General features: G+C 74.1%; 31 protein-coding genes and 1 tRNA gene. 8 read left to right on the top strand and 24 right to left on the bottom strand.

Translation table 11 applies throughout. The annotated features are described in order from the left end of the window. Positions 1 to 24 precede the first annotated feature (24 nt). The 11 genes from VGL20_05765 to thyX all read right to left on the bottom strand — a co-directional run bounded on the left by VGL20_05765 (position 25) and on the right by thyX (position 6,194). A complete protein-coding gene (locus VGL20_05765) occupies positions 25 to 243 on the bottom strand; it encodes a tyrosine-type recombinase/integrase (GenBank protein HEY2703179.1) in 219 nt (72 codons plus the stop codon). Further along, a complete protein-coding gene (locus VGL20_05770) occupies positions 243 to 677 on the bottom strand; it encodes a tyrosine-type recombinase/integrase (GenBank protein ID HEY2703180.1) in 435 nt (144 codons plus the stop codon). Before VGL20_05770 ends, VGL20_05765 begins: the two co-directional genes overlap by 1 nt. Next, positions 662 to 829, bottom strand: a complete 168-nt coding sequence (locus VGL20_05775; protein HEY2703181.1) for a hypothetical protein — start codon at positions 827 to 829, stop codon at positions 662 to 664. Before VGL20_05775 ends, VGL20_05770 begins: the two co-directional genes overlap by 16 nt. A 209-nt stretch (positions 830 to 1,038) precedes the next feature. Then, positions 1,039 to 1,114 (bottom strand) — tRNA-Gly (locus tag VGL20_05780). Positions 1,115 to 1,124: 10 nt separating this feature from the next. Beyond that, entirely contained in the window at positions 1,125 to 1,850 is a 726-nt protein-coding gene (gene moaD / locus VGL20_05785; protein HEY2703182.1) for a molybdopterin converting factor subunit 1, read from the bottom strand. 43 nt (positions 1,851 to 1,893) lie between these two features. After that, the gene (cofE, locus tag VGL20_05790; GenBank protein HEY2703183.1) at positions 1,894 to 2,682 is read right to left on the bottom strand and encodes a coenzyme F420-0:L-glutamate ligase; all 789 of its coding nucleotides are present in this window, start codon (positions 2,680 to 2,682) and stop codon (positions 1,894 to 1,896) included. Beyond that, on the bottom strand, positions 2,679 to 3,341 hold the full coding sequence (gene cofC, locus VGL20_05795) for a 2-phospho-L-lactate guanylyltransferase (GenBank protein HEY2703184.1): 663 nt from the start codon (positions 3,339 to 3,341) through the stop codon (positions 2,679 to 2,681). Before cofC ends, cofE begins: the two co-directional genes overlap by 4 nt. After that, positions 3,338 to 4,372, bottom strand: a complete 1,035-nt coding sequence (gene cofD / locus VGL20_05800; protein ID HEY2703185.1) for a 2-phospho-L-lactate transferase — start codon at positions 4,370 to 4,372, stop codon at positions 3,338 to 3,340. The genes cofC and cofD overlap by 4 nt, the downstream gene beginning before the upstream one ends. Positions 4,373 to 4,469: 97 nt before the next feature. Beyond that, positions 4,470 to 4,829, bottom strand: coding sequence for a hypothetical protein (locus tag VGL20_05805; GenBank protein ID HEY2703186.1), 360 nt, complete (start codon positions 4,827 to 4,829; stop codon positions 4,470 to 4,472). A gap of 57 nt (positions 4,830 to 4,886) precedes the next feature. Beyond that, positions 4,887 to 5,249, bottom strand: coding sequence for an iron-sulfur cluster assembly accessory protein (locus tag VGL20_05810; GenBank protein ID HEY2703187.1), 363 nt, complete (start codon positions 5,247 to 5,249; stop codon positions 4,887 to 4,889). A 156-nt stretch (positions 5,250 to 5,405) separates the two neighbouring features. Further along, positions 5,406 to 6,194: an FAD-dependent thymidylate synthase gene (thyX, locus tag VGL20_05815; protein HEY2703188.1), complete on the bottom strand. Its 789-nt coding sequence runs from the start codon at positions 6,192 to 6,194 to the stop codon at positions 5,406 to 5,408. A gap of 73 nt (positions 6,195 to 6,267) precedes the next feature. Between thyX and VGL20_05820 the strand changes: the two genes are divergently transcribed. Further along, positions 6,268 to 7,566 (top strand): (Fe-S)-binding protein, encoded by a 1,299-nt coding sequence (locus VGL20_05820; GenBank protein ID HEY2703189.1) that lies wholly within the window; start codon positions 6,268 to 6,270, stop codon positions 7,564 to 7,566. 80 nt (positions 7,567 to 7,646) lie between these two features. Here the strand turns inward: VGL20_05820 and VGL20_05825 are convergent, their stop codons facing one another. Together VGL20_05825 and VGL20_05830 are read right to left on the bottom strand one after the other, a co-directional pair. Beyond that, a complete protein-coding gene (locus tag VGL20_05825) occupies positions 7,647 to 8,081 on the bottom strand; it encodes a hypothetical protein (GenBank protein ID HEY2703190.1) in 435 nt (144 codons plus the stop codon). Positions 8,082 to 8,101: 20 nt separating this feature from the next. Further along, positions 8,102 to 8,812 carry a TetR/AcrR family transcriptional regulator gene (locus VGL20_05830; protein HEY2703191.1) on the bottom strand — a complete coding sequence of 237 codons (711 nt, stop codon included), beginning with the start codon at positions 8,810 to 8,812 and terminating at the stop codon, positions 8,102 to 8,104. Between the two features lie 184 nt (positions 8,813 to 8,996). Here VGL20_05830 and VGL20_05835 point away from each other — a divergent pair, with 184 nt between their 5' ends. Further along, positions 8,997 to 9,191, top strand: coding sequence for a hypothetical protein (locus tag VGL20_05835; protein ID HEY2703192.1), 195 nt, complete (start codon positions 8,997 to 8,999; stop codon positions 9,189 to 9,191). Between the two features lie 80 nt (positions 9,192 to 9,271). On the opposite strand, the gene VGL20_05840 is transcribed toward VGL20_05835, so the two are convergent. Genes VGL20_05840 through VGL20_05860 form a run of 5 tightly spaced genes read right to left on the bottom strand, consistent with a single transcriptional unit; the run spans position 9,272 to position 13,012 of the window. Beyond that, positions 9,272 to 10,021 carry a chlorite dismutase family protein gene (locus tag VGL20_05840; protein HEY2703193.1) on the bottom strand — a complete coding sequence of 250 codons (750 nt, stop codon included), beginning with the start codon at positions 10,019 to 10,021 and terminating at the stop codon, positions 9,272 to 9,274. 17 nt (positions 10,022 to 10,038) lie between these two features. Further along, entirely contained in the window at positions 10,039 to 10,266 is a 228-nt protein-coding gene (locus VGL20_05845; protein ID HEY2703194.1) for a hypothetical protein, read from the bottom strand. A 23-nt stretch (positions 10,267 to 10,289) separates the two neighbouring features. After that, a complete protein-coding gene (locus VGL20_05850) occupies positions 10,290 to 11,231 on the bottom strand; it encodes a hypothetical protein (protein ID HEY2703195.1) in 942 nt (313 codons plus the stop codon). Between the two features lie 3 nt (positions 11,232 to 11,234). After that, positions 11,235 to 11,774 (bottom strand): flavin reductase family protein, encoded by a 540-nt coding sequence (locus VGL20_05855; GenBank protein HEY2703196.1) that lies wholly within the window; start codon positions 11,772 to 11,774, stop codon positions 11,235 to 11,237. Positions 11,775 to 11,788: 14 nt separating this feature from the next. After that, complete coding sequence (locus VGL20_05860; GenBank protein ID HEY2703197.1) at positions 11,789 to 13,012, bottom strand: S53 family peptidase; 1,224 nt, start codon at positions 13,010 to 13,012, stop codon at positions 11,789 to 11,791. A gap of 221 nt (positions 13,013 to 13,233) precedes the next feature. Here VGL20_05860 and VGL20_05865 point away from each other — a divergent pair, with 221 nt between their 5' ends. Together VGL20_05865 and VGL20_05870 are read left to right on the top strand one after the other, a co-directional pair. Further along, on the top strand, positions 13,234 to 14,241 hold the full coding sequence (locus tag VGL20_05865) for an ABC transporter substrate-binding protein (protein ID HEY2703198.1): 1,008 nt from the start codon (positions 13,234 to 13,236) through the stop codon (positions 14,239 to 14,241). A gap of 140 nt (positions 14,242 to 14,381) precedes the next feature. After that, positions 14,382 to 14,819: a hypothetical protein gene (locus tag VGL20_05870; protein ID HEY2703199.1), complete on the top strand. Its 438-nt coding sequence runs from the start codon at positions 14,382 to 14,384 to the stop codon at positions 14,817 to 14,819. Positions 14,820 to 14,868: 49 nt separating this feature from the next. Here VGL20_05870 and VGL20_05875 read toward each other — a convergent pair whose 3' ends face one another. The 4 genes from VGL20_05875 to VGL20_05890 all read right to left on the bottom strand — a co-directional run bounded on the left by VGL20_05875 (position 14,869) and on the right by VGL20_05890 (position 18,719). Continuing rightward, the gene (locus VGL20_05875) at positions 14,869 to 16,155 is read right to left on the bottom strand and encodes an AfsR/SARP family transcriptional regulator (protein HEY2703200.1); all 1,287 of its coding nucleotides are present in this window, start codon (positions 16,153 to 16,155) and stop codon (positions 14,869 to 14,871) included. Between the two features lie 449 nt (positions 16,156 to 16,604). Further along, positions 16,605 to 17,180, bottom strand: a complete 576-nt coding sequence (locus tag VGL20_05880; protein ID HEY2703201.1) for an acyl-CoA thioesterase — start codon at positions 17,178 to 17,180, stop codon at positions 16,605 to 16,607. Further along, a complete protein-coding gene (locus VGL20_05885) occupies positions 17,177 to 18,364 on the bottom strand; it encodes an amidohydrolase (protein HEY2703202.1) in 1,188 nt (395 codons plus the stop codon). The genes VGL20_05880 and VGL20_05885 overlap by 4 nt, the downstream gene beginning before the upstream one ends. Further along, on the bottom strand, positions 18,357 to 18,719 hold the full coding sequence (locus VGL20_05890; GenBank protein HEY2703203.1) for a response regulator: 363 nt from the start codon (positions 18,717 to 18,719) through the stop codon (positions 18,357 to 18,359). Before VGL20_05890 ends, VGL20_05885 begins: the two co-directional genes overlap by 8 nt. 24 nt (positions 18,720 to 18,743) lie before the next feature. Here VGL20_05890 and VGL20_05895 point away from each other — a divergent pair, with 24 nt between their 5' ends. From VGL20_05895 to VGL20_05910, 4 genes are all read left to right on the top strand, one after another. Next, positions 18,744 to 19,145: an iron-sulfur cluster assembly accessory protein gene (locus VGL20_05895; GenBank protein ID HEY2703204.1), complete on the top strand. Its 402-nt coding sequence runs from the start codon at positions 18,744 to 18,746 to the stop codon at positions 19,143 to 19,145. Positions 19,146 to 19,279: 134 nt separating this feature from the next. After that, positions 19,280 to 19,630, top strand: coding sequence for a cupredoxin domain-containing protein (locus tag VGL20_05900; GenBank protein HEY2703205.1), 351 nt, complete (start codon positions 19,280 to 19,282; stop codon positions 19,628 to 19,630). A 30-nt stretch (positions 19,631 to 19,660) separates the two neighbouring features. Then, on the top strand, positions 19,661 to 20,095 hold the full coding sequence (locus VGL20_05905) for a CHRD domain-containing protein (GenBank protein ID HEY2703206.1): 435 nt from the start codon (positions 19,661 to 19,663) through the stop codon (positions 20,093 to 20,095). A gap of 114 nt (positions 20,096 to 20,209) precedes the next feature. Beyond that, complete coding sequence (locus VGL20_05910; protein ID HEY2703207.1) at positions 20,210 to 21,076, top strand: 3-hydroxybutyryl-CoA dehydrogenase; 867 nt, start codon at positions 20,210 to 20,212, stop codon at positions 21,074 to 21,076. A gap of 2 nt (positions 21,077 to 21,078) precedes the next feature. On the opposite strand, the gene VGL20_05915 is transcribed toward VGL20_05910, so the two are convergent. Beyond that, on the bottom strand, positions 21,079 to 21,507 hold the full coding sequence (locus VGL20_05915; protein ID HEY2703208.1) for a hypothetical protein: 429 nt from the start codon (positions 21,505 to 21,507) through the stop codon (positions 21,079 to 21,081). Positions 21,508 to 21,549: 42 nt separating this feature from the next. Beyond that, the gene (locus tag VGL20_05920; protein HEY2703209.1) at positions 21,550 to 22,413 is read right to left on the bottom strand and encodes a PHP domain-containing protein; all 864 of its coding nucleotides are present in this window, start codon (positions 22,411 to 22,413) and stop codon (positions 21,550 to 21,552) included. Positions 22,414 to 22,416 lie beyond the last annotated feature (3 nt).

Genomic DNA, 22,416 nt, shown 5'->3' on the forward strand with positions numbered 1-22,416 from the left:
TCGAACCCTCTCCCTCCACCCCCGCTACTCCGACACGAGGAGGTTGATCACCGCGTCGTACGCATCGGTCGCGGTGAGGTGCGAGTAGACGTGCTCGATCATCCGCAGCCCGCTGTGCCCCAGCACCTGGGCGAGCTGGACCGGGTTCATCCCCTTCCGCAGCGCCTCGGTCGCGCAGGAGTGCCGCAGCAGGTGAGGGTGCACCCGCTTCTTCAAGCCGGCCCGCTCGGCGGCGCCGCGCATCACTGGAGCACCCCGCTCGTCGAGAGCGCCGCGAAGTCGCCGTGGGCGCTCCGGCGCAGCGCAAGGAACAATCGGTCACTGTGGGTGTCCGCCGTCCGCCCCCGCAGGTACCGATCGAGCCGCCGCACCAGGGGAGGCGCGAGCGGCACCAGCCGCTCCTTCGACCCCTTCCCCCGCACCTTGAGGAACGTCCGCCGGTCCTGGGAGCGAATGATGTCCTCCGGCCGCAGCCCGCAGAGCTCGCCCACCCGGAGCCCCGTGTCCGCCAGCAGCCGGATGATCAGCTTGTCCCGTTCCGTCGGCGCCGCATCTTCGAGGCGCTCGATCTCCTCCCGGGAGAGCACGTCGAGCACCCGGCGGGTCAGCCGGGGCAGCTGCGGCGTCGCCTTCACCGCCTCCCCCGCCTTCGCCGCCCATTTCAGGAACTGTCGCACCGCCTCACGTAGCTGTGGACGGTGTCCTTCGAGAGCGGCTTCCCCCGCTTGCCCCCCTCCTCGAGGAGCCCGGAGGTGAACCGGTCGAGCGCCCGCTGGTCCAGCTGGTCGACCGTCTCGATGCCGACCCGGGCGCACCAGGGCAGGAACACCTCCTGGAGGCTATAGGCGCAGGCCTGGCTCACCGTCGAGGGCGCCAGCCCCCGGGCCCGGCAGGAGGCGAGGTAGTCGCGGACCAGCCCCTCGAGCAGCGTCGGCGCCGGCGGCGCCGCAACCTTCAGGTTTGGGCATCTTGAGGCCTCTCGACGGCCGTTTCAAGACCGAGCAGGCAACCGCTGCAACTGAACTCGGAGAGGACCGGTGGAGCGGGAGACGAGACTCGAACTCGCGACATCCAGCTTGGAAGGCTAGCGCTCTACCAACTGAGCTACTCCCGCTCGGAGAAGCTCAGGATACCGGTGGCGGGGGCTCGGAGTGCGTCCGGGTGCTCTCGTCGACCCAGACGGCGCCGCCCTCACCGTGCTCCTTCTTCCAGATGGGGACGTCGGATTTGAGGGTGTCGATGGCGTAGCGGCAGGCCTCGAAGGCCTCGGCGCGGTGGGGGGCGGAGGCGCTCACGACCACGCTGGCCTCACCGATCTCCAGGGTGCCGGTGCGGTGCCAGAGGGCGACGGCGGTGGCGCCGGTGCGGCGCAGCGCCTCCTCGCCGATGAGGCGCATCCGGGGCTCGGCCATCTCCGGATAGGCCTCGTACTCGAGGCGCTCGACGGCGCGGCCCTCGGCGTGGTTCCGCACCACCCCGGTGAAGGTGCACACCCCGCCGTCCTCATCGGTGCGAACCAGCGCCTCCGCGGCGGCGGCGTCGAGCACGTCGGTGGTGAGCAGCACGTGGACCCCGGGCCGTCCGCCCTCGGGGGTGCCGCCGGCGACCGGGGGGATGAAGGCGACCGAGTCGCCCGAGCGCACCGGGTCGTCCCAGCCGGCGTACTCCTCGTTGACGGCGACCCGCACCCCGGCGTCGCCGCCGCGCAGCCGGGGGTGCCGCTCCACCGCCGCGTCCCAGACGCTTCGGACCGTCGCGCCGGTGGGCACGGTCAACTCCAGCGACCGCTCCGCGGCGAGCTCGCGGAGCCGGGCGAAGAGGAGCACCTGCACGGTCAGCGCTACGGCCATGGGACCCGAGAGTACGCCACCGGCGCGGGCAGGCGTCGCCGGCTCAGGTGCGGAAGAGGTCGCGGGCGGGGTCCCGCTGGAGCTCGGCGGAGCCATTCCCCTCCCCCTCCCAGCGCAGCCCGCGCACCACGGCCACGGGCACCCCGTCGACCTTGCCCATCACCAGCTCCGCCGCGGACGCGATCTCGTCGGCGCTGGCGAGGACCGAGGCGTTCATCAGCTGGCCGGAGCTGTCGACCAGACCGCGGTGGTCGGTGAGCGCGGGCATCCCGGCGACCCCGATGGCGACGTTGACCTGGGCCTCACGGAAGGGCCGGCCGAAGCTGTCGCAGACGACCACGCCGAGGGGGCCGCCGCCGGCGGCGGCGAGCCAGGCGGCGCGGAGGGCGGCCGCCGAGCCGTCGGGGTCGCGGGGCAGGAGGGTGACGGTGTCGGTGCCCGGGACGTTGCTGCGGTCGACCCCGGCGTTGGCGCACACCAGGCCGGTCACGGTCTCGCAGACCAGAACCCCGGGGCCCGCCCGGAGCACCCGCCGGGTCTCGCCGAGCACCACCTCGGTCAGCCGGGGGTCACCGCCGGTGCGCTCGGCGAGCTCGACCGCGGCGGCGGAGGGCGAGACCGAGTCCAGCTCGACGAGCCGGCCCTCCGCCTTGCTCACCACCTTGTGGGTGACCACCACCACGTCCCAGGGGCGCAGCGCGAGCGCTGAGCGGTCGACGGCGGCGAGCACCAGGGCGGCGAGGTCGTCGCCGGGCCGCAGCTCGGGGAGCCCACGGACGGCGTGGATCTCGAGCGCCCCGGCGGCGCGGACTCCCGGTGCGGGAGCGGTCAGCCGACCGCCCGCCGTCCCGCCAGACCGAGCTGGCGGAGCACGTGGAAGGTCGCGGTGGGCCGGGGATCGGAGATCACCCCGACCAGGTCCTCCGGGCGGTCGCAGTCGATCCGCAGCGAGGGCAGGTCGAGCACCTCGAAGCGCAGCCGCTCGGCCTCGGCGGCGGCCCGGTGACGTTCCAGGGAGTTGGGACCGAACCGCCAGATGTCGACGTCGAGCGGGCGCAGCGCCGCGGCGTTGGTGCCCTTGCCCTCGGCGTCGGGGGCACAGAGCAGGAAGCGGCCCCGCCGCATCGCCCGCTCCATGAGGGTGTGGAGGTCGTCGATGTCGAGCATCGCGCAGTCGGCGGCGATGGTCACCACCGCGGTGTGGCCTCGCTCCAGCGCCCAGGCGACCCCGGCGCGGAGCGCCGCGCTCTGACCGGCGCCGCGCTCGCGCACCACCGCCATGTCGTTGCGGGCGGCGAGGCGCGCCACCTCGGCGTCGCCGGCGACGACCACGCAGCGCGAGCGCTGGACCGCCCGTCCGGCGACCCTCAGGGTGTCTCCGGCCATCGCCAGGGCGAGCAGCCGCCGCTCCTCGCCGCCAAGCCGGCTGCTGAGGCGCTGCTTGGCGCCGAGCGTCGCCTTGATGGGGATGATCAGAGCGGGTCCGCTCACCGCAGGCATCCTCCCTCCGCACAGGCGGGCAGCCCCGCCCCGTCGTCGTCGAACCCGAGCTGGTCGCGCACCACCGCGGCCAGCGACACCGCCGCCTCCAGGCGGTCCATCACCGTCTCGGCGAGCACCGCGCGCATCCCCAGCGCCTCGACCCCGGGCACCGAGAGGGCGTCGCGCCGGTCGACCACCATCATGGCGCAGAAGTCGGCGTAGAGGCTGCCGACCCCGGCCGGGCCGGCCTCGACGCCGGCGTGGTGCAGCATCGCCACGGTGGGGCCCTTGAGCGCCCGCCCGTTGACCACCGGGCTGACCGCGACCGACTGGGGCACGGCGCGCAGGGCCTCGCGGATGCCCGGTACCGCGAGGATGGGGCCGATGCTGATCACCGGGTTGCTGGGGCAGACCACGACCGCGTCCGCCTCGGCGATCGCCTCGAGCACGCCGGGCGCGGGCCGCGACCGCTCGGCGCCCTCGAAGCGGATCGCCTCGATCTCCGGAGCGCAGCGCTCGCGCACGAAGTACTCCTGGAAATGAAGCTCGCCGAGCCCGGCGCAGCGGACCCGGGTGGTCACCGGGTCGTCGCTCATCGGCAGCACCCGCGCGGCCACCCCCAGCGCACGGCACTGGGCCGCCGTCACCTGCGAGAGCGGCTGCCCGGCGCGGCGGCGCTCGGTGCGCCAGACGTGGGTGCCGAGGTCGCGGTCGCCGAGCTGGAACCAGGTGTCGTCGCCGAGGAGCTCGAGCATCGTCAGCGCCTGCCAGGTCTCGCCGCGCAGGCCCCAGCCGCGCTCCTCGTCGTGGACGCCGGCGAGGCCGTACACCACGCTGTCGATGTCGGGCGAGACCAGCAGCCCGTGACGCTGGACGTCGTCCGCGGTGTTGACGATCACGGTGATTCCGGCCGGGTCGATGACCCGGGTCAGCCCTCGGAGGAACTTCGCGGCACCGGTTCCACCGGCCAGCGCGACCACCCGGGGGAACGGCGGAACCACGGCGAGGGGGCGGGACGATCGGGGCGTCGATGCGGGCATCGAACGGGGCCTCCGCACTCCTGGATCCAGCCTGCCGGGGCTCTCCCGCCACGCCGCCCTCCGCGGGTAGCACAGAGCCTGCAGTGTACCGGAGAGGTCAGCCGGCGCCGGTCTTGATCGCTCGCAGGCTCAGCAGGACGACCGCGACGCAGCCGCCGAGCAGCGCCAGGTGCTCGCCGCGCTCGTCGCTGCGCGAGCCGATGAGCATCGCCGCGGGGAGCGACAGCAGCACCGCCGGCCCGTAGATGAAGTGGAGGCTGTCATGGGGCCGGTTCCCGCCCACGGCGAGGGCGATCCCGAGCACCGCCTGCACGGCGATCACCGCCTCGCTCAGCATCACGTAGACGCGCAGCCCTGGGCTGGCGGTGCGCCGGAAGACGCACCACGCAGCCCAGAGGGCGCCCACGACGCCCAACAGCTGGACCCCCTCGGCGAGCCGCTGGTGAACGGTGACCATCAGCGCGCGCCCCGGTGAGGGCCCGCGTCGGTGGTCACGCTCGGGATCGCGCCGCGGTCAGGAGCAGGACTTGGCGGTGCCGGCCTGGTCGGCGGTCTGGAAGCTGTGGCCGCAGCCGCAGGTCTTCACCGCCTGGGGGTTGTTGACGGTGAACCCGCCACCCATGAGCGCGTCGACGTAGTCGATCTCGGCGCCGTCGATGTACTGGGCCGAGAAGGAGTCGACGTACACGGCGAGTCCTTCGAACTCGGCCACGTCGTCATCGGGACGCGGGGGGTTCTCGTCGAGGCCCATCCCGTAGGAGAAGCCAGAGCACCCACCATCCTGGACGAACACGCGGAGACCGACCTTCTGACCCGGCTCACTGCTCGAGACCAGGTTCTTGAGCTGGGAGAGGGCTGCTTCGCTGACGGTGACCATGCTGCTGGAACCTCACAGTTCAGAAATATCCGACAGGTGCCGACCACGGGGCGAGCCCTGACGGCGACTCTACTGTACCGCCTGACGCCGTCCCGAAACCCTCCGTAGCGTGTATTTCTCGGCGGCCACTCGAACGAGTGTACGCCGCGCGCCCCCTCAGACCTTGCGGTACTCGGGCACCCAGGAGCCGTCGTCGAGCCGGCGGAAGTCCTGGAACAGGCCCGGCGCCTCCGCCACCATGAGCTCGGCGAGCGTCCCGAAGATCAGGCGCATCTCCTCCTCCGCTCCCGGGGCGGTGCGCATCTCGATGACGTGGCGCAGGGTCCGCAGGTTCATGGTCATCACCAGGTCGGTGCTCAGCCCGCACGGGGCCAGCCGCCGGAGCGCCGACGTGACCTCCTTCTTGACGTGGAAGGGGATGCCCTGGGCGTCGATCTCGAGCGCCCGGGCCGCCTCCACCTGGAACTCCTCCAGCCGCTCGACGATCTCGACGCACTCGCGCCGCAGCGGCTCGAGCGCGGGCGGGATGCGGAAGCCGATGTCCACCAGCCGGACGTAGCGGAGGCTCTCCTGGCTGTAGGCGGCGCCGGCGCGGTGGCGGACGATCTCATGGGTCGCGACCCGAGATACGTCGCGGAGCGCGAACGAGTAGCTGGCATGCTCGAGGACGCTGCCATGGGCGCTGCGAAGGATGTTCGCGAAGTACTCGCGGCGATCGCTCCGCACCCGGGTCACGTTGGGGTTGAGCCCCGGCTCCCAGCTGCGGTAGCAGGCCCGGCCGGCGAACTCGACGAGGAGCTCGCCGGGATTGACCGCCCCCTCGCCCTCGGCGAGGCGCCGGTCGAGCCAGGAGGCGCCGCCCACCTGCTCGAGGTAGGCGCGCATGCCCTCGAGATCGATCGAGGGCCGGGCGAGGAGATGGACGGACGGGCTGGTCTCGTGCATCGGGAACGGATGTTCGCAGATCGGTGGGCGCCCCTGCAGGGGCGGGACGGCGGTCCCCCTACAATGCGCCGCGATGGCCGAGCACGTCGTGGCTCCGCGCTTCCTCGCCGACGTGTACGAGGCCGCGAGCCGCTGCAACAAGTGCTCGCTCTGCCAGGCGGTGTGCCCCACCTACCTGGTGAACCCGGTCGAGTGGGAGACGGCGCGGGGCCGGGTGGCGCTGGTGCGCGACGCCATCGAGGGCAGGCTCGAGCTCCGCGACATCGCCGACGGCCCGCTGAGCACCTGCCTCACCTGCAACAACTGCGTGGCGGCCTGCGCCCCCGGGGTGCCCACCGGCGACATCGTCAGCCGCGCCCGCCAGGAGCTCCACGAGCAGGAGGGGCATCCCGCCGGCCGGACCCTGGTGCTCCGCTCGGTCCTCCCCCATCCGCGGATGCTCGGCCTCGCCCACCGGCTCTCCCGCACCGCCCAGGTGACCGGCCTTCACGCCCTGGCGCGCCACTCCGGGCTCACCCGCTGGCTCGGCACCGCCGGGGCCTTCATGGAGCACCTCGGCCCGCTGCCGGCGCGCACCGCCCACCATCGCGCCCGCGCGATCCCCGCCGCCGAGGGCACGCCCCGGGGCCGGGTGGCGCTCTTCGTCTGCTGCTACCAGAACGTGGCCGCACCGGAGGCGACCGAGGCGGTGATGCGGGTGCTCGCCGCCAGCGGCTTCGAGGTGGTGGTGCCGCGGCTGGGCTGCAGCGGCCTCCCCGCCCGGAGCCTGGGCGACCGCGACGCGGAGCTCGACATGGCGCGCCGCAACGTCGCGCGGCTGCGCGACCTCGAGGTCGACGCGCTGGTCGGCGACGTCACCTCGTGCACCGGCCAGGTCCAGCGCTACGGCGACCTGCTCCACGCCGAGCCGCCGCTGGCCGCCGCCGCCGCCGCGGTGGCGTCGCGCACCTGGCGGGTCGCGGAGTTCCTCGACCGTGCCGGCCTCGCCGCCCCGATGGGCCCGCTGCGCTGGCGGGTGGCCTACGACGAGCCGTGCTCACTGCCGCTCGGCGGCGACGCCCGCGATGCGCCCTACCGGCTGCTGGCGTCGATCCCCGCGCTGCAGCTCCGGCCGCTGGCCGAGGCCGCGATGTGCTGCGGCGGCGCCGGCGACTACTTCCACCGCGAGCCCGAGCGCAGCGCCGCCATCCTCGCCCGGAAGCTCAACAACGCCGCCGCCAGCGGCGCCGAGGTGCTGGTGACCGACAACATCTCCTGCCTCACCCAGCTCCGCGAGGGCGCCCGGCGGCACGCCCCCGGCCTGCGGGTGCTGCATCTCTTCGAGGTCCTGCAGGCGTCGATGGAGAGCGCGCGGCGGCGGGCCCCGCGCTGAGCGGGCACGTGCACGCCGCCGCCGAGGCCACGGCCCACCTGGGGATCCGGTCCACCACGGCTCCCCGAGCGGTCGCCGGTCTACGAGACCGGCCAGGATTCGGGCGGGATCGGAGGCCGCGAGCCCAGCCGGGCGGGGGCGGGCGGGTCGACCCGGACCACCCGGTCGACCCGGGTCTCCGGCTCGCGACGCATCGCCCGGATCAGCAGGAGGGCGACCACGAGGAGGGCGCCGAGCAGACCGGCGAGGAAGGTGCGCAGCTGGGTGAGCAGCGCCGCGAGCAGGTCGCCACCGGACCCGGTGCCCCACGTGTAGCCGAAGCTCGCGGTTCCGGCGAGGAGGCCGACGATCCCGATCCACCAGCTCGCCACCGCCACCCAGAACCCGGCGCGCGCCTCGGTGCCGAGCACGTCGACGAGGATGCCGCGCAGCCGCGGTCGCAGCATCCACAGCAGCGCCACCAGGGTGGCAACGGCGATCAGCGAGCCCGTGGCGAAGACGAGGACGGCTCTCACGGCATGCACCTCCGCACCGCTCAGGTCACCGGCACCGCGGTCGGGCGCCGGCGAGGGGTTCGCGGCGCCGCCCCGACGGCGCCGAGCATCTGATCGAGGGCGGGGGCGAGGCGGCGCAGGGTGGCGAACAGCGTGTCCACCCGGCCGGCGTCGGCCTGCAGCCGCGAGACCGTCTCCATGCCGCAGTAGAGGGCGACCATGGCGAGGGCGAGGTCGCGGGTGTCGACCAGGCCGCCGAGGGTCGAGGCGCCGAGCACCCGCTCGATCACCTCGGCGGCGAGGTCCACCCACGGATCCATGCGGCGGAGCAGCTGGTGCGCCCACTCGGTGGAGAAGGCGCCGCTGCTGAGCAGCTCCTGCACCGCCGCGATGTGGGGGGTGCCCATGTCCTCGGCGTAGAGCCGGCTGATCGCCTCCACCAGCTCGGGCAGGGTGGTGACCGGGTCGAGCGCGGCGCGGTAGCGCGCCATCCGCTCGGCGGTGCTGCGGTCGAGCGCCGCCAGCAGCAGCTCGGTGACGCCGCCGTAGTGATAGAAGATCAGCGCCGGGTTGAAGCCGCCGGTGCGGGCGATGGCCCGTGCCGAGCACCCCGCGTACCCCTCGGCGTGAAGGGTCTCGAGGGCGGCGTCGAGCATGCCCTCGCGGGTGCGCAGGCCGGCGCCGCTGCGCCGCCTCCGCTCCCCCGCCGGCAGGCCTGCGACGACCGTCTTTTGATCGAATGTTTTGTCCATCCGATCAAATTATCCCCCTCGCCGCCGCCGAGGTCAAGCCGCCGACCCCCCTTGACCGGGCGGTACCCTCACCCTAAAATGTCATATATCAGTACATCGTCGATATCACTAGCGGCGGGGTTCCGGCGGCATGAGGGCGACGTCGCCGGCCCATCCCCGCCGCGTCAGTGGAGGGAACGACGAGATGAGCAACGACGTCCAGCGTGAGCAGAGCTCCTCCGGTGCGCCGGCGAAGGACTTCCAGGAGACCGCCGAGCAGATGCGCGAGCGCAAGCAGCGCTGGGGCGATCACGAGCCCGGTGGCGCGACCATGACCCCGGGTGGCAACCCGGAGACGAAGAGCGAGGAGAACGAGGAGGGCGGGCGCACCCAGCGCTGACGCCCGGTGACCTCGGTCCCGACATCAATCTGGGAGCCATGGGCGGGGCCTTCGGGCCTCGCCCTTCTTCGTGCCCGGGCTCAGCCCAGGGCGTCCACCATCTCGGCGGCGGGCATCGCCATGCAGGTGAACGAGGGCACGTCCCGCACCGTGTGGGTCGACGCCTCGCTCTCCCGCATCTCGTGCACGAGGTCGAGGAAGTCGGACACCGAATCGCTCTCGAAGGCGACCACGAACTCCTGGTCGTCGAGGCCGAACGAGTAGGTGGTGTTGATCTTCACCGACGGGAAGCGGTGGCCCATGGCGATGTGCTCGTCCATCTGGCGCTGCCGCTCCTCCCTGGAGAGCCGGTACCAGGCGCGCGTCTTCACGAACGGATAGACGAAGAGGTAGCGCCGGGTCCCGGGGACGATGACCATGCGGTTGCTCCGCCCCTCCTGCCCCTCGTGCTCGTGGCGCTCCACGTACATGCTCCGCTTGGTCATCGCGAAGTAGTGGTACGGGCTGGTGAGGTACCCCGCCATCCGGGTGCGGTTGAGCCGTGCCGAGAAGCGGTGGTGCTGGTCGAGGTCGTCGCTGATCAGCCAGAGCATGAAGTCGGCGTCGCCGCGCGTCCCCACCAGGCTGTAGGTGCGAAGCAGCACCCCGGGGAGGGCCGCGGTCTCGGCGAGCAGCGCGGTCAGCTCGGCCCGGTCGGCGGCGCGGTCGGCCTCGTCGCGGCGGCGCCAGGCGGGGTCGAGGCGGTGGAAGGCGAAGCGGACGAACTGCCGGGTGATCGGGGTACGCCGGCTGGCGTCGCGGGTGGTGAGGGGCGCCTGATCGATGGCCATGCTGCCTCGCGTGGGGTCTATTTGAGATGCTCGCGGGAGACCGGGACGGTGTAGCCGCACCGCCGGCAGGCCCAGCCCCGGCCGCGGCGCGACACCAGCCTGCCGTCGTCGAGGGCGACGCTCGTGTCCGGCCCGAGAAGGGGGATCCAGGCGGCGGGATCGCCGGCGGACAGCCCTGTCCCGAACCCGGCGCGAGCCACCCGCTTGCAGCTGTCGCAGCGGTCCGGCGGTGGATTGACGAGCATTGCGGTGGCGTCCGGTCCTTCGATTATAGGGTGGGGCCGGAGACCGGCCGCCGGGTGCCGAGCGCCCGCCGGAGGGCGGCGGCGGCGAGGTCCGCAGCGTAGGCCTGGGCGAGGGCGCGGCGCACCTCGGCGCCGTGGTCGTCGCCGGCGGCGTCCATGATCCGCGCCATCCGCTCCGCCTCGTCGCCCTCGGCGAGGACCTCGGCCTCGGCCGCGGCGAGCTCCGCGGCGGCGGCGTCCCCGTCCGGCTCCGCCGCCAGCGCTGCGGCCAGGCCGCCCAGCGGAGGCGGCCGGTCGGCGCCGCCCCGGAGCGGCGGGGGCGCGGGGATGCCCGGCCAGAGGCGGACGAACACCCCGGCGGCGGGTGGCCCGAGACAGATCAGCAGCGCCGCACCGGCGGCGTCGAGGCGGGCGGCGATCGCCGACACCGCACCGCGGGTGGCCCGGTGGCGGAGCTCGGCACGCAGCCGGTCGAGGTCCCGCTCCTCCGCCGCCGCCGACGACAGCGGATGGCGGCGGGCGCCGCGGCCGTCCAGCTCCATGCCCATCCCCCCGCCGGGGCCGGCGAGCCAGACCCGGTCGGACCCGTCGATCCCGGCGGCGGCCGAGGCCAGCAGGCCGGCGGCCTCCTCGACCCCGGCTGCGCGGGCGAGCACCGCGCCGGCGAGACCCGCCCTCGCCACCGGGCCGGCGGCGGCGCAGGCGACGAGCAGGCCGCACCGGTTGACGCCGTGGTGCAGCCCCGCCGCGGTGGCGCAGCCGGCGGCGTCGTGGCGGGGCTCGCCCGCGTCGAGCGCGGGACTGGTCCACCACCCCGCCGGCGACCCGGCTCCGTCGCCGAACAGCGCCAGGCCGCCGGTGCGCAGCACCACCACGTGGGCCGGACCGGCGGCCTCGGCGACGTGGCCGGCGAGCACCGGACCGCCGCCGGCGCCGAGGAGGATGGCGTCTCCCGGGTCAGCCATCGGTCATGACGGCTCGCCGGCCTCCACGCCTCCGTAGCCGCCGCGATAGAAGAGCAGCGGACGGACGGTTCGGGCGATGTCGAGCTCGCGCACCCGCCCGATGACGAGGTGGTGGTCGCCGGCCTCGAGCACCTGCTCGGTGTCGCAGTCGATCCAGGCGACGGCGCCGTCGATCACCGGCGAGCCGCTGGCCGCCGGGCGCCACGCCAGCCCGCTGAACTTGGCGGTCTCGCGGCTGGAGAACCGCCGGCACAGCGGGACCTGGTCGTGGGCGAGCAGGTTGACGCAGAAGGCCCCGGCCGCCTCGATGCGCGGCCAGCTGCGCGCCGACCGATCGACGGTGAACGAGACCAGCGGCGGCTCGAGCGAGACCGAGGTGAACGAGCCCACGGTCAGACCCGCGGGGAGGCCGTCGTGCAGCGCCGTGACCACTGCGACAGCGGTGGGCACGTGACCCATGACCTGGCGGAAGTGGCCGTGATCCGGGGCCCGCGAGCCCGCCGCGGCGGCGTCGCCGGCGGCGTGGTCGGCTCGCGGGATCACCCGATCACTCTAGCTCAGAAGGCGGCCAGCCCCGAGGGGGTGCCCAGCCCGCTGGGGCCGTCGTATCCGGCCCCCGCGGTGCACATCGGGTTGCCGAAGCAGAGCAGCCCGTTGCTTCCCGAGACCACGTCGTGGAGCGCCGTCGCGTGGCTGTACAGGTAGGCGCCCGGCGCGGCCTGGGCGGCGGGGTTGCCGGCGAGCGCGTAGAGGGCGGCGACGAAGGGGGCGCCCGCGCTGGTCCCGCCCGCCTGCACCCAGCCCGCCGCCTGGTAGCTGTCGTAGACGGCGACGCCGGTGCTCGGGTCGGCGACCATCGAGAGGTCGGCGGTGCTGCGCCGGCTGCAGGCGGTGGTCAGCTGCCACGGGGGCTTCGGCTCGTAGGCGCTGCAGCCGCTGCCGCTGCCGCTCCACGCGGTCTCCGACCAGCCCCGCGCGCTGGAGTCGCGGGTCAGGGTGGTGCCGCCGACGGCGATCACGAACGGCGAGACCGAGGGGAACACGGTGCCGAAGCCGGAGTCGCCCGACGCGGCGGTGACCGCGATCCCCGGGTGGTTGAAGTAGGCGTCCCAGCCGGTCTGCTGGGCCTGCTCGGGCACGCCCCAGCTGTTGCTGATGGCGACCACGCCGGGAACGCTCGCGGCGTAGTTGACCGCGGCACCGAGCACCGGGATGTCCTGGGTGGCGGCCTCGACGAGCAGGATGTGGCAGTCGGAGCACGCCGCCGAGACCATGTCGAGGTCGAGCGCGATCTCCTTCGACCAGCCCGGGTCAGGCGCCGGATAGTTGGCGCCGCCGGTGGCGTCCACCTTGCGGAAGCAGCCGTTCGCGGTGGTGCAGGCGGGCAGGCCCATGGCGGCGCGATAGACGGCGAGGTCGGCCTCGGCGTTGGGGTCGTCCATGGCGTTGATCACGGCGACGGTGCGGCCGGCGGCGCCGGTGCCGGTGATGCCATAGGCGCTGCGCAGGTCGGCCGCGGTGAGCCCCTTGGGGGCGGCGCCCGGGGTCTGGGTCGGCGGCGGAGCCGGTGCCGGGGCGGGGGTGCCGCCGAGCAGGCTTCCGAGCCCCAGGGGAAGGCTGCCCAGCAGGCCGCCGAGCAGGCCGCCGCCGGGGGGGGCGGCGAGGAAGCGGGCCATGCACCGCGCCTGGCCGTGGAGCGCCTGCTGGCAGGCGGGAATCCCCGCGATCGCCGGCAGCTTCGCCTCGGAGGCGGTGAGGCTGCCGCTGACACCGAACACCATCAACGCCGACGCGCACGCGCCTACGGCGACACGCCAACTCGTCGCTCTCACGGAATCCCCTCCCAGCTGTCGGTCCGCCGGCTGCATGACGGACCGGTGCGAGCATACCCCCGAATCGGCGGCCGTGGACGTTTGCGGCACGCTCCGCCCGATTCGAGCGCAAAAGGCCGACACCCAGGGCGGCATTTGCAATCGCGTAATCCCGGCGTGATCCTGACACGGTGCTGAACCAGCGTACCGCCGGCCCGCCGCTGCGGCTGGGCGCATGCCTGTCGCTGAGCGGCCCGTACGCCCGCTTCGGCCGGCAGGCGGCCGCCGGGCTGGAGGCCTGGCGACGCCTCGACGGGGCGGCCGAGGTGGTGGTGGAGGACGACGGCGGCGACCCCGCGCGGCTCGACGCGCTGCTGCCGGGGGTCACGGCGCGCTGCGACCTGCTCCTCGGGCCCTACTCCACCGGCCTGATGCGCCGGGCGGCGCGGCTGATCGGGGAGTCCGGGGGGCTGCTCTGGAACCACGGCGGCGCCGGCGACGACGTCCAGGCCGCCGCTCCCGGCCATGCCGTCTCGGTGCTCGCGCCCGCAAGCGGCTATGCCGCGCCGTTCCTCGAGCGGCTGGTGACAACCGGTGGCCCGGCACCGCTGTGGCTGGTCGAGGGCTCGGGCCGCTTCGCCGCCCAGGTGTGCGCGGGCGCGGAGGCGGCGGCGCGGGCCCTCGGCGTGGAGACGGTGCGCGGCGCGCCCGACGGCCACGGCGAGGGCGGGTGGGACCTGCTCTGCGCCGGCTCGTTCGAGGAGGACGTCGCCGCGGTGACCGCGGCCCGCGCCCTGCCCCGCCCGCCCCGGACGGTGGGCGCGGTGGCCGCGGGTGTGCGGGAGTTCGGCAGCGCGGTGGACGGCCCCGAGGGCGTCCTCGGAGTGGCGCAGTGGTTCCCCGGGCGGCCCGCCGCCGTGGACGTCGGTCCCACCGAGCCGGACTTCCTCGCCGCCTACCGGGCGGTGGCCGGGACCGCTCCCGACTACCCGGCGGTGCAGGCGGCGGCGGCGGCGGCGCTGGCGGCCCACTGCGCCCGCACCGCCGGGGGTCTGCACCGCCAGAGCCTGTGGGCGGCCGCCTGCGGGCTCGCCTGCGACACCCTGTTCGGCGGCTTCCGCATCGACCCGGTGACCGGTGCCCAGACCGGCCACCGGACCGTGCTGGTGCGCTGGACCGCGGCCGGCCCGACCACCTGACCAGGCTCCACGAGCGCTGCGTCAGCGGTTCTCCAGTGGTTCTCCAGCGGCCTCCGGCAGGCTGGCCGCCGTTGGAACCGCTGCAGGCGGACACCGCTCCCGGCGAACGGGAGGAGGTCGACCCGCGAGGAGGACTCGGCATGAAGGGCACGGCAGGACGGCACCCGCGCCGCGACGCAGGCGTATCGCTCGCCGCCGCGGGCGCCGTCTCTCTGATGGTGGCGGCCACCGCGACATGGGCGTCCACCCCGGTACGGGCCAGCGCGGTGGGATGCACCTGGGCCCCCTACGGCGACACCTGCATGGGCGTCTCCGGCAACGGCCTCCACGTCGACAGCGTGCGGGTCTCGCGCGGAAAGTCCGACAGGTCGCTGATCTGCGACTACTCGGCCACGGTGACGGTCAGCGGGGTGCGGCAGGTCTGGCGCAGCGGCGCCCACTCCGGCTGCACCCCCGCCGACGCCTGGATGGACATCGCCATCAACCGCGACTTCGCCGACCAGTCCCAGATCTGCGGGCGGTTCTTCGAGGGCACGGCACAGCAGGGTGGCGCCGTGTGCGAGACGATCCACCGGTGACGGAGGGGCCACCGCTGCCGATCCGCTGACGGCGCTCCGACCGCTGGGATCAGCAGACGGGAAGCCCGAGCGGTGGGACCTGGCCGGGCCGCTTGGGCAGGCTGGTGTAGAGGTCGGGGACCCAGGTGCCGTCGTCCAGCCGGTCCCAGACCGTGGAGGAGGGCTGGGGCGCCGCCTGCAGCTTGTTGTCGATCACCAGCCCGCCGTGGAGGTCCTGGCACACGATGCGGATGGGCGTGGTCTCGCCGAGCGCGGGCGGGATGCGAGGGGCGTCGCGTGCGGGGCCGCCGCGGGGCCACACCCCCTGGCTGTTGGCGTCGCAGCTGTGCGCGACGACGGCCGCGACCCCCAGACCCGGACCCAGCTCCCGCGGCTCGGGGAGAGGGGTCGCATGCAGGCACGGGGAGGGGGCCGGGGGCGGCGTTCCGGTTCGCGCACGCAACACCCCGACCGATGAGACACCGGCGACCAGCAGCGCGGCGGTGGCGAGCAGGCGGGCCCGCGGAGGCCACCGCCGGGGCGCGAGCAGCGGCGCCGCCGGAGGAGTCCGGGGGGGCGGCGCCGTGGCCGTCCCGGGCGGCGGCGGCTCGCCTCCCGGTGACGGCAGCAGCAGTGACGGCTCCTGGCGGAGGATCGACCGCTCGAGCCGCTGCAGCTCGGGCGAGGGGCTGATGCCGAGCTCCTCGCGGAGGCGGCGGTGCAGCTCCCGGTAGGCGGTGAGCGCCTCCTCCTGTCGCCCGGCGCGGTACAGGGCGAGCATCAGCTGGCCGGAGAGACGCTCGCGTCCGGGGTGGTCGGCGAGCAGCGCCCCCAGCTCACCCGCGAGGTCGGCGTGGGCGCCGAGAGCCAGGTCGGCGTCGACGCGGTCCTCGAGAGTGGCGATCCGGAGCTCGTCCAGCCGCGTGATCTCGGCGGGGACGCTCGGATAGACGACGTCGGCGAGCACCGGACCGCGCCAGAGGGCGAGCGCATCGCGGAGCCGCAGCGCCGCGGTCGCGGGGTCGGAGGTGAGCAGCCGGCGTGCCTCGCACGCACCTTGCTCGAACTGGTGGGCGTCGATCTGCATCGGATCGGCCTGGAGCAGGTAGCCGGGCGCCTGGGTGACCAGCGCGTCGCGGCCGAGGAGACGGCGCAGATCGCGGACGTGCCCCTGGAGGATGTTGACCGCGGTCTCCGGAGGCTGGTCCCACAGTGCCGCGACCAGGCGGTCGACGGAGACGGCGCTGCCGGCGGCGAGCACCAGGATGCCGAGCAGCGCCCGCTGCTTGGGGCCGCCCAGGGCCAGCGGCCCGTCCGGGCCCACCACCGCGACCGGGCCCAGGATCCGGTACTCCACCCGTCGCCTCCCTCCGCCGCCCAGCCCGACCGATTCTGCCAGCCCTCCGCCATCGCCGTCAGCGCCCGGACCACGGCGCGGCAGAGCACTCGGGAGCCGCTCGGGTCGTGCAGTCGCCACCCACTCCTTAACCGCAGTGCACCTCCGCAATCAGATCCCCGCCCGATCGCAAGACGCGATGGCAAACCGCGTCTCACTGGTGGGCAGCAGGTCCGGTCCCGCCGGAACGCCGGCCGGTGTCAGCGCCGGTACGGCACCGCAGACAACGCGGGCGGGGGACCCGAGACGCTCTGCCCCTTTCCATCCCTATCCAGCTCGAGGCGCGGTGCGATCCATCCGTCGCCCGCGTTCTCGGGTGCTGGATGGGCCGCGGCGGGCCGGCCGCGATCAACGCGCCGGACGTCGCAAGTGTGGACGGCCCTGTGGAAACTGTGGACGAAATTCGGCGCTCAGGCTCCGTCGGAGGCGGTGGCGGCAATCTGACCGGCGCGCTGCAGCGCCTCCTTGCGAAGCAGGCGCTGCTCGCGGCGGATCCGGGCCTGGGCCTGGCGGTGGCGCTCGTCCTCGGTCTCGGGCACCAGCGGGGGCACCGGCAGCGGCTGCCGGTTCTCGTCGAGGGCGACGAAGACGAGGTGGGCGGTGGAGACGTGCACCGTCTCCGCGCCGGGGATCTCCACGTCGACCTCCACGCCCACCTCCATCGAGGTGCGGCCGGTGTCGTTGACCTGGGCGCGCACGGTGAGCAGGTCGCCGATGTGCACCGAGGCGAGGAAGCTCATCTCGTCCATCGACGCGGTGACCACCGGGCCGCCGCAGTGGCGGATGGCGGCGATGCCGCCGGCGGTGTCGACCAGCCGCATGATGGTGCCGCCGTGGACGAAGCCGGCGTTGCTCGCGTGCACGATCTCCATCGGCTCGACGATCACCGTTCGCGACACCGAGGGCGGCCGCGGGCTGAGGTCGCGGCCGGCGGGGAAGGCCCGGCGCCGCAGCCCGATCAGGTCGGGCCGCTCGGGCACGTTCATGCCGTCCCCAGCGCCGCCAGGGCGGCGCGGCTCAGCACCTCCACGCCCACCGGCAGGCAGCGCTCGTCGAGGTCGAACTCGGGGTGGTGGTGGGGCGCCACCGGCGCTCCCGAGGCATCGCCGGCGCCGACCAGGAAGTAGCAGCCGGGGACGCGCTCGAGGAAGCAGGCGACGTCGTCGCCCACGGTGACGGGGTGGGCGCGGTCGACCATCTCCTCCCCCACCGCCTCGACCGCCGCCCGGCGCACCAGCTCGGCGCTCTCGGCGTCGCTGACCACCGGCGGGCAGCCGCTGGCCCGCTCGTAGATCGCCTCGCAGCGCAGCCCTCCGGCCACCCCCCGGGCGATCTCGGCACAGCGCTGCAGCAGCCGCTCCCGCTCGCCGCCGTCGAGGGCGCGCACGGTGCCGCGGAGGTGGACCTCCTCGGCGATGACGTTGAAGGCGGTGCCGCCGGTGATCCGCCCGATGGTCACCACCGCGGGGCTGAACGGTGAGGTCTCGCGGCTGACGATGGTCTGCAGCGCGACCACCACGTGGGCGGCGGCGACCACCGGGTCGATGGCGTCGTGGGGCAGGCCGCCGTGGCCGCCGCGGCCCCGGATCGTGATCCCGAACTCGTCGGCACTGCCGAAGAGCACCCCCGGGGTGACCGCCACCCGGCCGGCGCGGAGCGGGGTGAAGAGGTGGAGACCCAGCACCCGGTCGACGCCCTCGAGGGTGCCGTCGGCGATCATCGGCATCGCCCCCTCGGCGACCTCCTCGGCGGGCTGGAAGCACATCCGCAGCCGGCCGGCCCAGCCGTCACCCAGGTCGCTGAGGACCCCGGCGACGCCGAGGGCGATGGCGGCGTGGCCGTCGTGGCCGCAGGCGTGCATCACCCCGTCGACCTCGGACCGGCTGACCCGCCGGTCGCCGCGCTCGAGGATGGGGAGGGCGTCGATGTCGGCGCGCACCATCACCGTGGGGCCGGGGCGGCCGCTGTCGAGGTCGGCGAGCACCCCGGTGCCGCCCACCCCGGCGCGCACGCTGAAACCGAGCGCCTCGCAGCGGGTGGCGCAGAGCTCGGCGGTGCGGTGCTCCTGGTGAGACAGCTCGGGATGGCGGTGGAGGTGGCGCCGGGTCTCGACCACCTCCTCGGCGACCCGGTCCGCCGCGGCGCGGAGGCGGGCGTCGAGGTCAGCCACCGTCCGCATCCCCGGGCACGGGCAGCCCGGCCAGGCGCAGCGCGGTGGCCTGGATGGCGCCGTTGGTGACGCAGCTGCTCGCCCCGCTGCTCATCGCCTGCTCGCGCAGCCGCTTCTCGCCGTGGTGGCAGAAGGCGACGATCGGGGTGCCGGGCCGGGCCTCGCGGAGCCGCGAGATCGCCCCCAGCCGGGGCTCGGGCTCGCGGTTCAGGTCGACGAAGACGGCGTCGGCCTCGGGCAGGTCGCCGGAGCGGGCGGTGAGCAGGATGCCGCCCCAGCTGCGCACCGCGGCGCCGAGCTGGCTCTGGAACATCAGATCGTCGCTCAGCAGGGCGACGCGGCTGGGTGCGGGCATGTCGGTGCCATCATAGACACCGGTATGAGCACCTCCTCCCCCACCCAGCGCCCCCCCGCCCTGCTCTGGACCAGCGACGCCGTCGAGGCCATCCGCGCCCTGTGGGTGGAGGAGGGCCGGCCCGGCGCCGCCTTCCGCATCGACCTCCGGCTGGGCGGCTGCCAGGGCTTCAAGGTCTACTTCGAGCTCGATGACGACGTCAACCCCGACGACGTCGTCTTCCAGGCTGCCCCGGACGTCAGCATCGCCGTCCAGCAGGACGGGCTGGCGATGCTCGACGGCGGGATCCTCGATTACGAGAGCTCCCATCGCGGCCGTGGCTTCCGCCTCGCCAACCCCGCCGCCAAGAGCGCCTGCGGCTGCGGCCAGGCGTTCTACGCCGACTTCTCGGACCACGAGCCGGAGCCGGCTGCAACGGCCGACTGACCTGCACCGTCTCTTCTGACGGGGGCTGAGCGCCCACCCGACCCGTCCCCCACCTCGGGCTCGGGGTGGCCGGGTCCCGGCGCGTATCCTCGGGGGCAGTGTTGATCCAGACCGGGCGGGTCGGATGGACGGCGTTGTCCCTCCTCGTCCTCCTGGCGACCGGATGCGGCCAGCAGCAGGCGTCCTCTCCGGGAGCCGGCACCACGACGTCCAGCGCCGCGAACGGCGGTTCACCCGCCTCGGTGAGCGTGAGGAACCTCGCCTTCACCCCGGCGGCGGTGACCGTCCCGGTGGGCGGGAGGGTGGTCTGGAAATTCGAGGACGGCGCGGTGCCGCACACCGTCACCGCCGACGCCAACGGCTTCGGCAGCGCCCCCGACGGCCTGACCTCGGGCACCTTCGTGCACGGCTTTGGGCAGGCCGGCACCTATGACTACCATTGCGACTTCCATCCGACGATGAAGGGAACGGTGACGGTGCGGTAGGTCCACCGCACCCCACGGAGGAGGAGATTCATGCGCGTACTCAGGATCATGATGGCGGCACCGGTGATCGGGCTCGCACTGGCGGCGGCGCCCGCGAGCGCGGCCCCGGCGGTGGCGTCCCCGTTTCACGCCACCCTCGCCGCGACGGAGGAGTCCCCGCCCGGACCCGCGGGCGGCACCGGCACTGCGAAGGTCACGATCGACGCCGCCGGCGGCCAGCTCTGCTACGACCTCACCTGGAATCCGGCGGTCGGCACCCCGAATGCCGCCCACATCCACAAGGGCGCCGCGGGAACCAGCGGCCCGATCGTCGTGGTCCTCTCGCCCACGACCGCGCACACCTGCACGAAGGCCCCCGGGCCCGTGCTCCAGGGCATCGCCGCCGATCCGGGCGGCTACTACGTGAACGTCCACACCAACCAGTACATGAATGGTGCGGTGCGAGGCCAGCTCCAGGCCGGCTGAGCCGGCGGCAGGCCGCCGGGGCCCCTGGCCCCGGTGGCCGCTGAGGCGGCCGCCGGCGCGGCCTGTGTCACTCTGTCCTCCGCTTCTTCTTCTGGACCGCGCACGGAGGACGGCATGGCCATCAGCAACGTGGGGATCGTCGGCGGCGGCCTGATGGGCTCGGGGATCGCGGAGGTGTGCGCCCGCCAGGGGATGAGCACGGTCGTCAGCGAGCGTGACGCCGGCCCGCTGGCGGCAGCCCGGCAGCGGGTCGAGCGGTCGCTGGAGCGGGGACGGCGCACCGGCAAGCTCTCCGAGGAGGAGGTCACCGCCATCCTCGAGCGGATCTCCTTCACCCTCGACCTGGAGGCGATGGCGGACTGCGACATCGTCATCGAGGCGGTGGCGGAGCGGATCGACGACAAGGTCGCGGTGTTCCAGCGGCTCGACGAGATCACCTCCGAGCACGCCATCCTCGCCAGCAACACCTCGTCGCTGCCGATCATCGAGATCGCCCGCGCCACCGGCCGCGCCGACCGGGTGATCGGAACCCACTTCTTCAACCCGCCGCCGGTGATGAAGCTGCTCGAGCTGGTGCGCAGCATCGCCACCAGCGAGGAGACCCTGCAGGAGACCCGCGATTTCGGCGAGCGGCTGGGCAAGCGCATCATCGTCGCCCAGGACCGCGGCGGCTTCATCGTCAACCTGCTGCTCATCCCCTTCCTCACCCATGCGGTGCGGGTCTACGAGTCCGGGTTCGCCACCCGCGAGGACATCGACGAGGGGATGCGGCTCGGCTGCGGCCATCCGATGGGGCCGCTGCAGCTGCTCGACTACATCGGCCTCGACACCACCCTCTTCGTCTGCGAGGCGCTGCACGCCGAGTACGCCAACGCCGACTACGCCCCGCCACCGCTGCTGCGACGGATGGTCGCCGCCGGCTGGCTCGGCCAGAAGAGCGGGCGCGGCTTCTACGAGTACGCGCCCAACGGCGGGCGCTGAGCTCAGCCCGGAGTGGGTACCGCCTGGGGGATCTGCTGCTCCTGCACCCGCAGGCGCACTCGGGCGAGCAGCTCGCCGTCGCCCCAGTACTCGGCGGTGTAGCGACCCGGCTCGCCGAACATCGGGCTGATGTAGGTGACCGTGGGCAGGCAGATGTCGAGCTCCTCACCGGGAGGCGGCGGCCCGGACTGGAAGTTCATCTCGACCGGCTGGATGACCAGCTTGCCCTCGCCGTCGAGGAAGCGAAGCTCGACGTGGTGGGCCTGCTCCGCGTCCTCCGGCCCGAAGCGGAATCCGGCGACGATGCAGAAGGTGGCGCGTCCGGGGATCTGGGGCAGGCCGATGTGGAAGAGGCCGCCGCCCAGGACATAGAACTTCCGGTCGGGGGGGACCGCTGCGGTCTCGGCGAAGAATGCGTAGTCGATCTCCATGACAGGACACTATGTCAGGGAGGTGCGCACCTCTGCGCGAGGTCACCGGGCGTGGTGCAGGCCCTCGAGCACCTCCGGCCCGTTGTGGCTGACCTGCCCGGGGGCGAGGACGTGGGGCTTCACCGTGGGCCCGTGGAAGTCGGCGCCGGCGGTCACCGTCAGCCCGGCCGCGGCGGCCAGACCGGCGAACCGCTCCCCGGTCTCCGGGGTGTGCCAGGTGGTCCACGCCTCCACCCCGCCGAGCCCGCCGGCGGCGAGCTCGGCGAAGGCGGCCTCGGGGTCGATCTGGCCCAGGGTGGCGCCCGGGTGGGCGAGCACGGGGACGCCCCCGGCCTCGCGCACCCACGCGATCGCCTCGGGCAGCTCGGGCTGCCAGGGCGCCTCGGTGGCGAGCGGCTTCCCGGCGGCGAACCAGTCGGAGAACAGCCGGTGCGGCGCCGACGCGTAGGGCAGCATCCGGCCGTCGCCGGCGGCGGCCTCGAGGAGCAGGCGGCGGAGCACGGCGAAGGGGGGCACCCGGTCGGCGCCCACGACGGCCTCGACCGCCTCCCAGGTGATCCCCAGCCCCTCGGCGGCGGCGTTGTCGACCCAGCGGCGCGAGCGGGCCAGGTCGGCGCTGCGCACCCTCTCGATGCGTCCCTGGAACACGGGGTCGTCGAGGGGGACGAAGTAGGCGAGGAGGTGGTGCTCCCTCTCCTGCCACCGGGTGCTGATCTCGCAGGCGGGGATCAGCTCCAGGCCCAGCCGGTCGGACTCCGCCCGGGCGCGGGTGACGTGCACCGTCGAGTTGTGGTCGGTGACCGCGATGGTCGTCAGACCGGCGCCGGCGCAGCGGCCCACCAGCTCCTCCGGCTCGAGGTCGCCGTCCGAGGCGGTGGTGTGCATGTGGAGGTCGACGAGGCTCATGAT

This window comes from Candidatus Dormiibacterota bacterium, from assembly GCA_036495095.1.
GTDB lineage: Bacteria > Chloroflexota > Dormibacteria > Aeolococcales > Aeolococcaceae > CF-96.

Coding starts and splice junctions, on each gene's coding strand:
- VGL20_05860 (HEY2703197.1), bottom strand. CDS start 13,012: ATGGTGTTCGGTGTCAGCGGCAGCCTCACCGCCTCCGAGGCGAAGCTG.
- moaD (HEY2703182.1), bottom strand. CDS start 1,850: ATGGCCGTAGCGCTGACCGTGCAGGTGCTCCTCTTCGCCCGGCTCCGC.
- VGL20_05910 (HEY2703207.1), top strand. CDS start 20,210: ATGGCCATCAGCAACGTGGGGATCGTCGGCGGCGGCCTGATGGGCTCG.
- VGL20_05920 (HEY2703209.1), bottom strand. CDS start 22,413: ATGAGCCTCGTCGACCTCCACATGCACACCACCGCCTCGGACGGCGAC.
- VGL20_05810 (HEY2703187.1), bottom strand. CDS start 5,249: ATGGTCACCGTCAGCGAAGCAGCCCTCTCCCAGCTCAAGAACCTGGTC.
- VGL20_05895 (HEY2703204.1), top strand. CDS start 18,744: ATGAGCACCTCCTCCCCCACCCAGCGCCCCCCCGCCCTGCTCTGGACC.
- thyX (HEY2703188.1), bottom strand. CDS start 6,194: ATGCACGAGACCAGCCCGTCCGTCCATCTCCTCGCCCGGCCCTCGATC.
- VGL20_05835 (HEY2703192.1), top strand. CDS start 8,997: ATGAGCAACGACGTCCAGCGTGAGCAGAGCTCCTCCGGTGCGCCGGCG.
- VGL20_05845 (HEY2703194.1), bottom strand. CDS start 10,266: ATGCTCGTCAATCCACCGCCGGACCGCTGCGACAGCTGCAAGCGGGTG.
- VGL20_05880 (HEY2703201.1), bottom strand. CDS start 17,180: ATGAACGTGCCCGAGCGGCCCGACCTGATCGGGCTGCGGCGCCGGGCC.
- VGL20_05765 (HEY2703179.1), bottom strand. CDS start 243: ATGCGCGGCGCCGCCGAGCGGGCCGGCTTGAAGAAGCGGGTGCACCCT.
- VGL20_05890 (HEY2703203.1), bottom strand. CDS start 18,719: ATGCCCGCACCCAGCCGCGTCGCCCTGCTGAGCGACGATCTGATGTTC.
- VGL20_05820 (HEY2703189.1), top strand. CDS start 6,268: ATGGCCGAGCACGTCGTGGCTCCGCGCTTCCTCGCCGACGTGTACGAG.
- VGL20_05870 (HEY2703199.1), top strand. CDS start 14,382: ATGAAGGGCACGGCAGGACGGCACCCGCGCCGCGACGCAGGCGTATCG.
- VGL20_05915 (HEY2703208.1), bottom strand. CDS start 21,507: ATGGAGATCGACTACGCATTCTTCGCCGAGACCGCAGCGGTCCCCCCC.
- VGL20_05805 (HEY2703186.1), bottom strand. CDS start 4,829: ATGGTCACCGTTCACCAGCGGCTCGCCGAGGGGGTCCAGCTGTTGGGC.
- VGL20_05905 (HEY2703206.1), top strand. CDS start 19,661: ATGCGCGTACTCAGGATCATGATGGCGGCACCGGTGATCGGGCTCGCA.
- VGL20_05830 (HEY2703191.1), bottom strand. CDS start 8,812: ATGGACAAAACATTCGATCAAAAGACGGTCGTCGCAGGCCTGCCGGCG.
- VGL20_05840 (HEY2703193.1), bottom strand. CDS start 10,021: ATGGCCATCGATCAGGCGCCCCTCACCACCCGCGACGCCAGCCGGCGT.
- cofD (HEY2703185.1), bottom strand. CDS start 4,372: ATGCCCGCATCGACGCCCCGATCGTCCCGCCCCCTCGCCGTGGTTCCG.
- VGL20_05850 (HEY2703195.1), bottom strand. CDS start 11,231: ATGGCTGACCCGGGAGACGCCATCCTCCTCGGCGCCGGCGGCGGTCCG.